The 13,396-nt window shown below is 53.0% G+C and carries 11 protein-coding genes; all 11 read left to right on the top strand.

The features are described from left to right. The first annotated feature begins 18 nt into the window (after positions 1-18). The 11 genes from leuB to ABD892_RS06580 all read left to right on the top strand — a co-directional run bounded on the left by leuB (position 19) and on the right by ABD892_RS06580 (position 13,341). Positions 19-1,089: a 3-isopropylmalate dehydrogenase gene (leuB, locus tag ABD892_RS06630; protein ID WP_345194638.1), complete on the top strand. Its 1,071-nt coding sequence runs from the start codon at positions 19-21 to the stop codon at positions 1,087-1,089. A gap of 27 nt (positions 1,090-1,116) precedes the next feature. Beyond that, on the top strand, positions 1,117-2,226 hold the full coding sequence (gene asd / locus ABD892_RS06625) for an aspartate-semialdehyde dehydrogenase (protein WP_345194637.1): 1,110 nt from the start codon (positions 1,117-1,119) through the stop codon (positions 2,224-2,226). Between the two features lie 130 nt (positions 2,227-2,356). Further along, positions 2,357-3,382, top strand: coding sequence for an aspartate-semialdehyde dehydrogenase (locus ABD892_RS06620; protein WP_345194636.1), 1,026 nt, complete (start codon positions 2,357-2,359; stop codon positions 3,380-3,382). Positions 3,383-3,525: 143 nt separating this feature from the next. Beyond that, positions 3,526-6,693 (top strand): FimV/HubP family polar landmark protein, encoded by a 3,168-nt coding sequence (locus ABD892_RS06615; protein ID WP_345194635.1) that lies wholly within the window; start codon positions 3,526-3,528, stop codon positions 6,691-6,693. Between the two features lie 133 nt (positions 6,694-6,826). Next, on the top strand, positions 6,827-7,639 hold the full coding sequence (gene truA, locus ABD892_RS06610) for a tRNA pseudouridine(38-40) synthase TruA (protein ID WP_345194634.1): 813 nt from the start codon (positions 6,827-6,829) through the stop codon (positions 7,637-7,639). 24 nt (positions 7,640-7,663) lie between these two features. Next, the gene (locus ABD892_RS06605; RefSeq protein ID WP_345194633.1) at positions 7,664-8,335 is read left to right on the top strand and encodes a phosphoribosylanthranilate isomerase; all 672 of its coding nucleotides are present in this window, start codon (positions 7,664-7,666) and stop codon (positions 8,333-8,335) included. Next, positions 8,319-9,536 carry a tryptophan synthase subunit beta gene (gene trpB, locus ABD892_RS06600; RefSeq protein WP_345194632.1) on the top strand — a complete coding sequence of 406 codons (1,218 nt, stop codon included), beginning with the start codon at positions 8,319-8,321 and terminating at the stop codon, positions 9,534-9,536. The genes ABD892_RS06605 and trpB overlap by 17 nt, the downstream gene beginning before the upstream one ends. Positions 9,537-9,551: 15 nt before the next feature. Further along, complete coding sequence (gene trpA / locus ABD892_RS06595; RefSeq protein ID WP_345194631.1) at positions 9,552-10,355, top strand: tryptophan synthase subunit alpha; 804 nt, start codon at positions 9,552-9,554, stop codon at positions 10,353-10,355. A gap of 81 nt (positions 10,356-10,436) precedes the next feature. Then, positions 10,437-11,363 carry an acetyl-CoA carboxylase, carboxyltransferase subunit beta gene (gene accD, locus ABD892_RS06590; RefSeq protein WP_345194630.1) on the top strand — a complete coding sequence of 309 codons (927 nt, stop codon included), beginning with the start codon at positions 10,437-10,439 and terminating at the stop codon, positions 11,361-11,363. Positions 11,364-11,461: 98 nt separating this feature from the next. Further along, entirely contained in the window at positions 11,462-12,766 is a 1,305-nt protein-coding gene (folC, locus tag ABD892_RS06585) for a bifunctional tetrahydrofolate synthase/dihydrofolate synthase (RefSeq protein ID WP_345194629.1), read from the top strand. A gap of 50 nt (positions 12,767-12,816) precedes the next feature. After that, positions 12,817-13,341 (top strand): SPOR domain-containing protein, encoded by a 525-nt coding sequence (locus ABD892_RS06580; protein ID WP_345194628.1) that lies wholly within the window; start codon positions 12,817-12,819, stop codon positions 13,339-13,341. Positions 13,342-13,396: the final 55 nt, after the last annotated feature.

The following is a 13,396-nucleotide window of genomic DNA, read 5'->3' as shown; positions in this document are numbered from 1 at the left end:
TCAGGAGTTGATAGAAAAATGAAAAAGTTACTGGTGTTGCCTGGTGATGGCATTGGTCCGGAAATCGTTACCGAAGCGCTGAAGGTGTTGGACAAGGTCAAAGAGAAATTTGGGCTGTCCGTTTCTGTTGATGAGGCATTGCTGGGGGGCGCGGCTATTGATGCCACAGGTAACCCGCTCCCGGCGGAAACCCTCGACAAGGCGATGTCCGCCGATGCATTGCTGATGGGGGCAGTCGGTGGCCCGAAGTGGGATCACCTGGAAACATCGAAGCGTCCTGAGAAAGGGTTGCTGGGCTTGCGTTCAAGCCTGAATTTGTTTGCCAACCTGCGTCCGGCCATTCTCTACCCGCAGCTGGCGTCGGCTTCAACGCTGAAACCGGATGTGGTCAGCGGTCTGGATATCCTGATTGTCCGCGAGTTGACCGGCGGTATCTATTTTGGGGAACCCCGGGGTATTCGTACGCTCGAAAATGGTGAGCGGCAGGGATACAACACCTACGTTTATAGTGAATCTGAAATCCGTCGCATTGGGCGAGTCGCCTTTGAAGCTGCACGCAAGCGTGGTGGTCGGGTTTGTTCTGTCGATAAGTCCAACGTGTTGGAGGTTACCGTCCTCTGGCGAGAAATCATGGAAGAGGTTGCAAAGAAATACCCGGATGTTGAGCTGGAGCACATGTATGTCGACAACGCCGCCATGCAGCTGGTACGCGCACCAAGGCAGTTTGATGTCATGGTAACCGGTAATATGTTTGGTGATATTTTGTCTGACTGTGCCGCCATGCTGACCGGTTCCATCGGTATGCTGCCATCCGCTTCGCTCGATGCTGACAATAAGGGGCTGTATGAGCCTGTACACGGCTCCGCACCGGATATCGCAGGGCAGGGCGTTGCCAATCCGCTGGCCACTATTCTGTCGCTGGCCATGCTGTTGCGCTACTCCTTTGCTGAGGCAGAAGCTGCTGTAGCCATAGAGCAAGCGGTCAGTAAGGTACTTGATGCCGGCTTGCGTACAGCAGATATCTGGTCAGATGGATTGCAAAAGGTTTCAACCCAGGCGATGGGTGATGCAGTAGCGGCAGCCATATAAACAACAGAGGTGTGGGGAGTTTATTGCATGATCAAGCTTGGTCTGGTGGGTTGGCGGGGTATGGTGGGATCCGTACTCATGCAGCGGATGCTCGAAGAAAACGACTTTGATCGGGTAGAGCCCACCTTTTTTACTACATCACAGAAAGGGCAGCCGGGTCCGGATATTGGTCGTGAGGTGCCCGTTCTGGCAGATGCCCGTGATCAGCAGGCGCTGGCGCAGATGGATGTCATCATCTCTTGTCAGGGCGGTGACTATACCGGTGATGTCTATCCGGGGCTCAGGGCATCCGGATGGACCGGGTATTGGATAGATGCCGCGTCCAAGCTGCGAATGGACGATGACAGTATCATTGTGCTGGATCCGGTGAATGACAGTGTGATCAGGCAGGGGCTGACACAGGGCGTCAAAACCTTTGTGGGGGGCAATTGCACAGTCAGCCTGATGCTGATGGCGCTGGGCGGCCTTTTCCGCGAAGGGCTGGTGGAATGGGCAAGTGCCATGACCTATCAGGCCGCCAGCGGTGCTGGTGCGCGCAATATGCGGGAGCTGATCAGCCAAATGGGCGTGATTCGGGATACCGTAGCGGCGGAGCTGCAGGATCCTGCCGCTGCCATTTTGGATATTGACCGAAAAGTCACGGATGTCATTCGTTCAGGTGGTTTTCCGGTTTCCGAATTTGGTGTGCCGCTGGCTGGCTGCCTGATTCCCTATATCGATCGGGAAATGGAAAATGGTCAAAGTCGGGAGGAGTGGAAGGCGCAGGCGGAAACCAGCAAAATCCTGGGGCTCAATCAGATAGTTCCATTGGATGGTATCTGCGTTCGTGTCGGTGCCATGCGCTGCCATTCCCAGGCGTTGACCTTGAAGTTGAAGCGCAACATTCCAATGGCCGACATTGAGGTCATGATCGCCCAGGCAAATGACTGGGTTGAGCTGGTGCCAAATCATCGTGAAGACAGTATGCAGCGCCTTTCTCCAGCGGTAGTGAGTGGTTCATTAACCGTGCCGGTAGGTCGACTGCGCAAGATGAATATGGGCCCGGAATACCTGTCCGCATTCACAGTCGGTGATCAGTTGCTTTGGGGGGCGGCTGAGCCGCTCCGCCGTATGCTGAGAATTCTCCTGGAGTCGTGAGATCATACTCTCTGGTGTAACAGGGACGTTGCATTAGGCTGTGAGTATTTTGTGGCCTGCTGCTGGATTTGTTGACCTGAAAAAGGGTATATAGGTGGCTGATTTCGTTGTAAATGCTGGATGATAATTGATGAGTTCAACCTATGATATTGCTGTAGTCGGTGCCACCGGTGCTGTGGGTGAAGCAATGTTGTCGATCCTGGAAGAGCGTGAGTTTCCGGTTGGCAAGTTGTATCCGCTGGCCAGTGAGCGTTCCGCAGGTGGTAGTGTGATGTTTCGCAATCGCGCCCATCGGGTTGAAAATCTTGCTGATTTTGATTTTTCTCAGGTGAAAATAGCGCTGTTTTCTGCCGGTGGTGATGTCTCTGCTGACTATGCTCCCAAGGCCGCTGCGGCAGGCTGTGTAGTGATCGACAATACCTCGCATTTTCGTTATCAGGAGGATATTCCCCTGATTGTGCCGGAAGTGAATCCTGAGGCGATCAATGCCTACCGTAATCACAATATTATTGCCAATCCCAATTGCTCAACCATCCAGATGCTGGTGGCTCTCAAGCCTTTGCATGATGCAGCATTTATTCGACGGATCACCGTTTCCACTTATCAGGCTGTCAGCGGTGCAGGTATGAAAGGCGTGAAGGAACTGGCGGACCAGACAGCCCGTTTACTTAACGCCAAGCCGGTTGAAGCCGATGTTTTCAGCAAACAGATCGCATTTAATGTGATTCCACATATCGATCACTTTGAAGAGAATGGCTATACCCGGGAAGAGATGAAGATGGTGTGGGAGACCCGGAAGATATTGGGTGATGAAACGATCCAGGTGAATCCTACCTGTGTCCGGGTGCCGGTTTTTTATGGGCATTCTGAGTCGGTGAGTATTGAGACAGAAAAACAGCTCACGGCTGCAGATGCACGTGGATTGCTTGAAAACGCACCTGGTGTCACGGTGCTGGATGAGCAGGAAGCCGGTGGATATCCGACGCCAGTGGGAGATTGCTCCGGTCAGGATGAGGTCTATGTTGGAAGAATTCGCGAAGATATTTCCTGTGAGCGGGGGCTGAATCTGTGGATTGTGTCAGATAATGTACGAAAAGGTGCTGCACTCAATAGCATTCAGATCGCAGAGCTATTGATAAAATCCTTCGCAGAATGATAACTTATTGAGAATAAAAGAGAAGCCTCGGCCTGATCGGGGCATAATGATCAGAATCATGTGGCTTTGCAGGTTTTACCGGTCTCAACCGTGATACCGGATTGCCAGGTCGAGCGACAATAATAATCAAGGGATAGGGGATCATGCTACGCAAGCTGATAGTGGCCATGGCTGCCACTGGGGCGATTTCTGCGGGTCCTGCAATCGGGCTCGGGCTGGGGGAGATTACGATTAACTCGTATCTGAATCAGCCGCTTGATGCTGAAATTGAACTGGTTCAGGTCAGGGAGCTGTCCAATACTGAAATATTGCCGAACCTGGCGACACGGGATGATTTCAAACGTGCGGGGGTGGAACGGCCATTTTTCTTATCCGACCTCAAATTTGAAACGGTCGTCCATGATGACGGCAGGACGACTGTCCGTATCACCAGCCGTAAGCCGGTGGTTGAACCTTTCCTGAATTTCCTGGTTGAAGTGCATTGGCCCAGTGGACGACTGTTGCGTGAATATACGCTGCTGCTGGATCCGCCTTCGTTCAGTGCTCGTGTTGCTGAAGAGGTTGCACGTAAGCCAAAGTATCAGGGTGGCAGCGTCAACCGCTATCAACGTATTCCTGACGCTGTTGCGCCCATCCGCTCGACATCTGATTCTTTTCTCCCCCCCTCTAAGGCACCGGCGGGCTCCCATAAGGTTAACAAGGATGAAACGCTCTGGGATATTGCCTTGCGGTTCCGTCCGGATCGATCGGTGTCACCACAGCAAATGATGCTGGCTATTCAGGCAGAAAACCCCGGTGCTTTCATTAATGGCAACATCAATATGCTCAAGCAGGGCAGTGTGTTGCGTATTCCTGATCGTGTCATGCTGCGAGATTTCAGCGAAGCGGGTGCCATTGCCGGAGTCGCTCAACAGAATTCCAGTTGGAAAGGTAGCGTCAGACAGTTGGATGCCGCCCGTCGCTCAGCCGTTGATGATAAGCCTGGAAAACGTCAGAACGATGGCCGGCTAACGGTTGTCTCTTCCGGTGATGGTGGAAGTGGTAACGGGGCTGATCAGGGCGGAGGTCGTGGTGATTCTGCCCGTGTTAGAGCCTTGGAAAATGAATTGGCACTAAGCTCCGAGCGAATTGATCTGCTAACCCGTGAGAATGCAGAACTCAGGGATAAGCTGGATGCGCTGACTGAGCAATTGGGGACGCTGGAAAAACTCATTTCGCTTAAAAATGATGAGCTGATCGCCATACAGGGTATAGGGCAGCAGGACGCGGGTGAAACGCTTACCCCGCCAGAGCCGCCTCGGGATATCGCCCGGATGGATCCACCGACGACCTTGCCTCCTCCTGCCAATGGCGAAATTGATTACAATTATCAGGCTGACACTGAGTCTGGCGAAACCCAGCAACAGGTGGCGGATAGTGGGACGCGGCAGGGGCAACAGAATCCCTCTGACAGTAAGCCTTCGGTAAAGCCTGACAACGTAGTTAATGACACAAAGGCTAAACCGGAAAAATCCCTCATCAATGAGTTTCTTGATAGCCCGTTATACATGGGGATCGCTGGGGTGGGGGTGCTGTTTATTGTCGCGGGTCTGATGTTCGTTGCTCGACGGCGTGCGCAGGCCGAAGATGTTTTCCAGGACTCCCTGAATGATCAGGAAGCGTTTTCTCCTGTAGGAAACGGACAGATTGACCTCGGCACTGGGTTAAGCCCTGCTGCGGCGGCATCGACAAAAGCTGCCAGTGGCACTGGTATACAGCCACTGGAGTTGGATGCTGACCTGGAAATTGATCAGGACCTGCTGAATCAGCAGGTTGCATCAACAGCCACAGGCGGCGTGATGGCTGAAGCTGATGTCTACGCGGACTACGGGCGTTTCCAGCAGGCTGCAGAAATACTTACCAAAGCTGTTGAGGCTGAGCCCGGGAATGCGGGTTACCGTCTGAAGCTGATGGAGATCCAGGCGGGTATGGATGATCTTGATGGTTTCAGGGAGCAACTGGGTGCGTTGGGTGATGTCGATGAAGCTACGCAGGCGAAAATTGAGGCGCTGAAGTCGCAGTTTGCCAATGCAACGCTGGCAGATTTCGAACCTGAAGATGTGTTGAATGAGCTGGAAGCGTTAACCGATGAGCTGACCAGCACTGATATTGACTTGGATACCAGTCTGGACTCCGTGGTGGAGGAAGCGTCATCAGATCTCGCGTCTGAGGATACGCTGGATCTGGCTTTGGATGATGATCTCGGCATTGATGAGAGTATCGATGCTGTTGATGTTGAGGCATCACTCGATACTGACAAGATTGACGATGACGATTTGTCTATCGATGGGTTGGATGACCTGGAGCTTGACCTTGGTCTCGATGATACGACCAGTGAAACCGCTTCTGACAATGGATTGGACGATATTACGGATCTTGATGAGATCAGTCTTAGCCTGGATGATGACGAGGTGGTGTCAGATATCGGTGAGTTGACAGACGATTTGATGCTGGATGGTGTGGATGGCAATGAAGTGCTAGAAGAATCAGGCACAGATGAACATGATGATATTGCTCTAGACCTTGAGCTGGATGATTCAGCCGTCTCTGAATCACCGGCGACTGAAGTAGAATCCCTTGACGATATATCACTTGATTTGGATGCGGAGGAGTTTCAGGTCGAGGCGCCTGCAGAAGAAGCATCAGCGGCAGTTATTGGAGACGATATCGTTGAGCTTGATGATCTGGCGCTTAATGACGACTTTGAGGCGGTAGAAGCCGCATCGACCCTGGGCGAGCAGTCCGAAGAAGATGCGCTGGATCTAGGGGATCTTGACCTTGAATTGGATGATGATTTGGAAGCAAATCTCGAAGAGGCTGCCAGTGAGGGCAGTACGTCATCCGATGAGATCGAACTTGATGAATCTGAGTTTGATCTGGATGCTGAGATGGCTTCTCTGGACACGGATCTGTCTGATCTCTCTGAGGGTTTGGGGGAGGCTGATCTGGATGGCGCCTTGCAGCCAGAAGCCGTTGAGAGTAATGATGAATCGGACCTTGAGGGGTTGGATCTTGATTCTCTGGATCTTTCCGACGATTTGTCAGCGGTCGACGATTCCGGCGAAGTCGGTGCGAGTGAGGACGCGACCGAGCTGGATGAAGATCTTGAGTTCCTGGAGGAAACCGACGAAACGGCCACCAAGCTTGACCTGGCCAGGGCCTATATCGAGATGGGGGATCAGGATGGCGCCCGGGATATTCTTGAGGAGGTCGTCCGTGAAGGTGATGATGCCCAGAAACAGGAGGCTGATAGCCTGTTGAAAAAGCTTTGATTCCTGATTCAAGCACTCTGCTGTAGCGAAAAAGGCTGGTATGATTACTGGCCTTTTTTGTGCGGGCGATTTTCAGTGCAAGTTGCTGAGTCTGGCGCCCAAATAAACATTGACGAGATCTGTTTTGGACGTAATGAGTGACGGCCAGCGTTATGCGGCCTGTGTGGAATATGATGGTGCCGGGTATCACGGTTGGCAATCCCTGAAGTCAGGGCTTCCAACGATTCAGCAGCATGTTGAAGCGGCGTTGGGTTTTGTTGCAAACCATCCTGTATCTGTGGTGTGTGCAGGCAGGACCGATGCCGGCGTCCATGGTTGCCGACAGATTATCCATTTTGACTCACCGGCTGACCGTACAGAGCGAAGCTGGGTTTTCGGTGCGAATACCCATTTGCCGGACAGCATTGCCCTGCGCTGGGTACGGCCGGTCAGCACTGATTTTCATGCCCGTTTTTCTGCGCTGGCCAGACGCTATCGTTACGTGATATACAATACCCCCGTCAGGCCGGCGATATTGCCAAGGGGCGTGACCTGGAATTACCGTCCTCTGGATGAGCAGCGGATGGCTGAGGCGGCCCGTTACCTCGTCGGCGAACACGATTTCACGTCTTATCGTGCCGTTCAGTGCCAGGCGAAGAACCCTGTGCGGGAAATTACCAGCCTCAGTGTTAAACGTTTTGGCGACCTGTTGGTGATTGATATTCAGGCCAATGCGTTTCTTCACCATATGGTGCGCAATATTGCCGGCGTTTTGATGGCTATTGGTTGTGGTAAGCGAGAACCCGTCTGGGCTAGAGACGTCCTTGAGGCCAGAGATCGACGAATGGGAGGGGTGACTGCGCCTCCTTATGGCCTGTATTTCGTTAATGTGATTTACCCGGCAGAGTTTGATCTGCCTGAAGAAGCCTTGGGGCCCGGTTTTATCGCCCCGTTGTTAAACCCGTAAATAAGAATTGCTCAAGGTTCCGGCATGCTGTTTGACGCAGAAACTTACCAGACCTGCACCACGCGAAAGGGACGTTCTCGTGTCAAAATCTGTGGCTTACGGGACGTTGAGATGGCAAATGTGGCGGTAGACTCCGGCGCAGATGCCATTGGTCTAATGTTTTATGCTCCTAGTCCGCGTTACGTGACACCTGAAGAAGCGAGTCGTATTGCGGCTGAAGTGAAGGGAAAGGTCGCTATTGTCGGCGTTTTTGTGAATCCGGCAGCAGCCTGGCTGGATGAAGTGCTGGCCCGCGTTCCGCTCGATGCTATTCAGTTTCATGGCGATGAAAATGATGAGTTCTGCCGGCAGTGGGGATTGCCCTACATCAAAGCGCTTCGTCTGCGTCAGGGGGAGGATTATGCCGCGGTGAGTGATGCCTGGCCGGGTGCCAGTGCATTCCTGGTCGACAGCTACAATCCTGATGCATTCGGTGGAACCGGAGAATTGTGTGACTGGGATTTGATCCCTGAAGGGCTGAACTGTCCGGTCATGCTGGCCGGTGGTTTACGGCCTGACAATATCGGTGAGGCCATCACCCGGGTGAAACCCTGGTGTGTGGATGTGAGCAGTGGTGTTGAGTGTGAAAAAGGCGTTAAGGATGCAGCCCTTATCAGGGCATTCATGAGAGAGGTAGATAATGTCTCTGGAGACTGAGAAAACCCGTTACAGCATGCCGGATCAGCGGGGCTATTTTGGCCCGTTCGGTGGGCGATTTTCCCCCGAAACCCTGATTCCTGCCGTACAGGAACTGGAAGAAGCCTTTGAAACCTATATCAAGGATCCCGCGTTCCTGGCAGAAATGGATAAGGATTTCGCCCACTATGTCGGGCGTCCTTCACCACTCTATCATGCTGAACGATGGTCGGATCTTCTGGGTGGCGCGCAGATCTATCTCAAGCGTGAAGACCTTAACCATACCGGTGCTCATAAAATCAATCATGCCATTGGTCAGGCGCTGCTGGCGCGACGGATGGGTAAGACCCGGATTATCGCCGAAACCGGTGCCGGTCAGCACGGTGTTGCAACGGCAACCGTCGCAGCCCGGCTGGGTCTGGAATGTGTGGTTTATATGGGTGCCGAAGATGTGCGGCGACAGGCGCTCAATGTATATCGTATGAAACTGCTCGGGGCGGAGGTTGTGCCGGTAGAAGCGGGCGCCAAGACCCTGAAAGATGCAATCAACGAAGCCATGCGTGACTGGGTCACCAATATCGATAATACGTTCTACCTGCTGGGCACAGTGGTTGGCCCTCATCCTTATCCGAAAATGGTGCGCACTTTCCAGAGCATTATTGGGCGCGAAGCCAGGAAACAGTGTTTGGATATGACAGGCAGGTTGCCTGATGCGCTGGTGGCCTGCGTAGGTGGTGGTTCCAATGCGATGGGGCTTTTCCATCCGTTCATTGATGACACTGACATCAAAATTTACGGTGTGGAAGCCGGCGGTGAAGGCATTGAATCCGGTCGTCATGCGGCTCGTTTGAGTGCGGGACGTCGCGGTGTTCTTCACGGCAATAGAACTTACATCATGTCTGATGATGCGGGTCAGATTATTGAAAGCCATTCAGTTTCCGCCGGGCTGGATTATCCTGGCGTAGGGCCGGAACACGCCTGGCTGAAAGAATCTGCCCGGGCTGAATATGTTCACGTCAATGATGATGAGGCCTTGTCGGCATTCCGCGATCTGACCCTCTATGAGGGCATTATGCCTGCCCTGGAAAGCAGTCATGCGTTGGCCTGGGTGAAAAAACTGGCGCCAACGATGTCGCCGGAACAGAACATTATCGTGAACCTGTCCGGTCGTGGGGACAAGGATATCCATACCGTTGCAGAAATTGACGGCATCAAGCTGTAAGAGGGGGCACTGATTATGAGTCGTATTAAGGCATGCTTTGCCCGTCTTGAGGGTGAGGGGCGCAAGGCGTTGATCCCCTACATTACCGCAGGTGATCCGCAAAAAGACTATACAGTCAACCTGATGCTTGAAATGGCGGCGGCAGGCGCTGATGTCATTGAGCTGGGGGTGCCGTTTTCTGACCCCGGGGCTGATGGCCCGGTAATTCAGGCTGCTCATGAGCGCGGTGTGTCACAGGGCGTTACACTTGCTGACGTTCTGGCAATGGTTTCCGAATTTCGTAAAACCGATAATGATACACCGGTTGCATTGATGACATACCTTAATCCGGTCGAGATCATGGGCTATGAACAGTTTGCCCAGGCTGCAGCCGAGGCGGGTGTTGATGGCCTGCTGGTGGTGGACAGTCCGCCGGAACATTCAGCAGAGCTGTTGAAAGCGCTGGGTCGTTATGAGCTGGATGCGATTTATCTGCTCGCGCCGACAACGCCTGATGAGCGCATCCGTCATATTTGTGAGGCGGCCAGCGGGTATGTCTACTATGTCTCTTTGAAAGGGGTAACCGGTGCGGCAACGTTGGATGTGGACGGTGTCCGTGAACGTGTCGCACACATCAAGACAATGACGAAACTCCCAGTATGTGTGGGTTTCGGTATTCATAATGGTGATACGGCTGCGGCCATCAGTCAGGTGGCTGACGGTGTGATTGTCGGCACCGCGCTGGTTAAAACACTCACTGCAGAAGCAACGCCGGCGTTGGGCGGCAAGGCCGTAAAACAGCAGCTGGCGGAAATGCGCAGCAGAATGGATGCCTGCTAACCTGTTTTCCCTGAATGACCGGTATCGAAGCGGATGCCGGTTCACCAGTGAATGACAGGCACGGGCTTACAGGAAAGGTCTATGAGCAACTGGCTAGACAAGCTGATTCCATCTCTCTCCCGTATGGATGCAAAAAAGACGGGAAAAAGTAATGTGCCTGAAGGGTTGTGGAAGAAGTGCGTCAAATGTGATGCCATTCTTTATCGTCCTGAGCTGGAACGTAACCAGGATGTATGCCCAAAATGTGACCACCATATGCGAATCTCTGCGCGGGTGCGTCTGGAGCGTTTTCTGGATGACTCCGAGGATCGTCTGGAAATGTTCGCCGAGCTGGAGCCGGAAGACCGGTTGAAGTTCCGTGACAGCAAAAAGTACAAGGATCGACTGATCCAGGCGCAGAAGGCGACCGGTGAAAAAGATGCGGCTATCTGCTTCCGGGGCACGGTCAATGAAGTTCCGGTCGTTGCTGTAGCATTTGAGTTTGCCTTTATGGGCGGCTCCATGGGTGCGGTTGTAGGAGAGAAGTTTGTCAGGGCAGGGGAATATTGCCTGGCGCACAATATCCCGCTGGCCTGCTTTTCTGCCAGTGGCGGTGCCCGGATGCAGGAAGCGTTATTCTCTCTGATGCAGATGGCCAGAACCAGTGCTGTGCTGGAACGTATGAAACAGGCGGGTATCCCGTTTATTTCTGTGTTGACCGATCCCGTCTATGGTGGTGTTTCAGCCAGTCTTGCCATGCTGGGCGATATTAACCTGGCCGAACCCAAGGCGCTGGTGGGTTTTGCTGGCCCTCGGGTGATTGAACAAACCGTGCGTGAGAAACTGCCGGAAGGCTTTCAGCGCAGTGAATTCCTTTTGGAGCATGGCGCGATTGATAAAATTGTTCACCGCCATGATATGAGGTCAACGATTGCCCGGATGTTATCGCGTATGATGCGCCATCAATCGGGAGAAGTGGTTGTTGCTACAGCAGCGGATCCTGAACAGGATGCCGCTTTCGATAGCTGATTCATTGGCCTGTGGCATCTTGTGCCACAGGCTTTTTCCTCCCGAACGCTTGTTTCCTGCCTCTCTTTCATGCGATTTTTTAGTGCTGGGAATGCCTTATGTCATTTGATTCACTTGCTGACTGGTTGTCATGGTTGGAAGCGCAGCGCCCCGAGCATGATATGGTACTGGGGCTCGACCGCATTGGGGAAGTAGCTAGGCGATTGTTGCCAGAAAAGCTAGCGCCCACGGTGATTACAGTGGCGGGTACCAATGGCAAGGGCAGTACTGTTGCCTTGCTGGATGCTATGTTGAGCGAAGGTGGTTTGACTGTTGGGGCCTACACATCGCCTCATCTTTTGCGTTTCAATGAAAGAGTCCGAATCAAGGGGGAAATGGTTTCCGATCATCAGCTTTGCGAGGCCTTTGAGCAGGTCAATGCTGCGCGGGACGATACATTCCTGACGTATTTTGAGTTTGCCACTCTGGCTGCTCTGGTCATTTTCAGCAAAAGCGACTTGGATGTTCTTTTGTTAGAGGTTGGTCTTGGAGGCAGGTTGGATGCCGTCAATATCATTGAGCCTGATGTTGCCATTGTTACCACTGTTGCACTCGATCATCAGCAGTGGCTGGGCAATGACATTGAGACGATTGCCGCAGAGAAAGCGGGTATTTATCGGCGTGAGAAACCGGCGTTGTTCGGTGACTTTCCTGTCCCTCAAAGCCTGCTCTCAGTGATTGATAAAATTGGGGCGAAACCCTTTCTGCGGGAAAACGATTTTGCAATTGAGCGATGCAATAAAGGATTAATCTTCCGAGGCACGGGCTCTGCGAGTGAAAAGGTGACTTTGTCTGGCCTGGTTGAACCTGAGCTGCCGCTGACCAGTGTAGCTTGCGCCCTTGAGGCTATTCAGCTGTTGCCGTATCCAATATCTGTCTCTGCGATTAATGCGGGGTTGACTAAAGTAGCCGTTGCGGGGCGCATGCAGAAGCTTCAGGTTCGCCGTCAGGATGGCCGGGAGGTGACTGTCATCCTGGATGTTGCTCATAACCCCCAGGCGGCACAGTATCTCGCCGAGCGTCTGAAGACGCTGATGTCTGAGCAACGTCTTACAGCCGTACTGGCTATGTTGGACGACAAGGATTTTGGCAGTGTTGTGAATGGGTTTAATGACATTTTCAACGAATGGCATGTCGCGGCTGTCGGTTATGGGCCGAGGGCACTACCCGCAGAAACACTGGCAGACCACCTGATCAGTCGTGGGCAACGGGTTCAATGTCATGAAAATGTGGCCGATGCCTTAGATGCGGCGCTTGAAGTCGATGATGAAACCAATACGGTTGTGGTATTCGGTTCGTTCCATACGGTTTCAGAAAGTCTTCAGCACCTGCAGGATCGGGAACGTCAAGCGCAGTATGAATGACAGACTCCAATTTTGTGCAATAAACCGGTTACAATGGCCGGGTTTGCTCAATGAGACTGGCGGCAACCATGGAACTGGCTAAGAAACAACGTATCACCGGCGCAGCGGTGCTGATCGCAGCAGGTCTGCTACTTTACCCGCTGCTGTTTGATGATGCCGTATTCCGGGATGATGAAGCTGCCCAGATACCGCCGCCATTACCCGTGCCGGAAGTCCCTGCTTATGTCGCGGAGATTGACAGGCCGTTACCCGCTCTGCCTGAAGAGCCAGTGGATGATGAAGAGTTGGCGGCGAAAGATAATGCCGTCCCCGAGCTGGGTGCTGATCACATCCCTGTCAGCTGGACATTGCAACTGGCCGCGTTTGTGCAAAAGGAAAACGCAGTAGCATTGAGGGATAGGCTCCGTAAGGATGGTTACCGGGCCTATCTGCGCACGGTGACTTTGTCCGACGGGAAATCCGTGGTGCGTGTCTATGTCGGCCCTGAACTGGTTCGTAACAAGGCAGAAACCCTGCTGACTGAACTTGATAAAGGGTATGAGCTGGAAGGCCTGGTTGTCAGGTATCGCCCGTGATCGTGCTATAAGGGCTTATCGCGGGTCGAGTCTCTATATTCACTCTTGTCTCTTT

The sequence above is a fragment of the Kistimonas scapharcae genome (genome assembly GCF_039540975.1).
Lineage (GTDB): Bacteria > Pseudomonadota > Gammaproteobacteria > Pseudomonadales > Endozoicomonadaceae > Kistimonas > Kistimonas scapharcae.
This window is presented reverse-complemented; position numbering and strand designations above follow the sequence as displayed.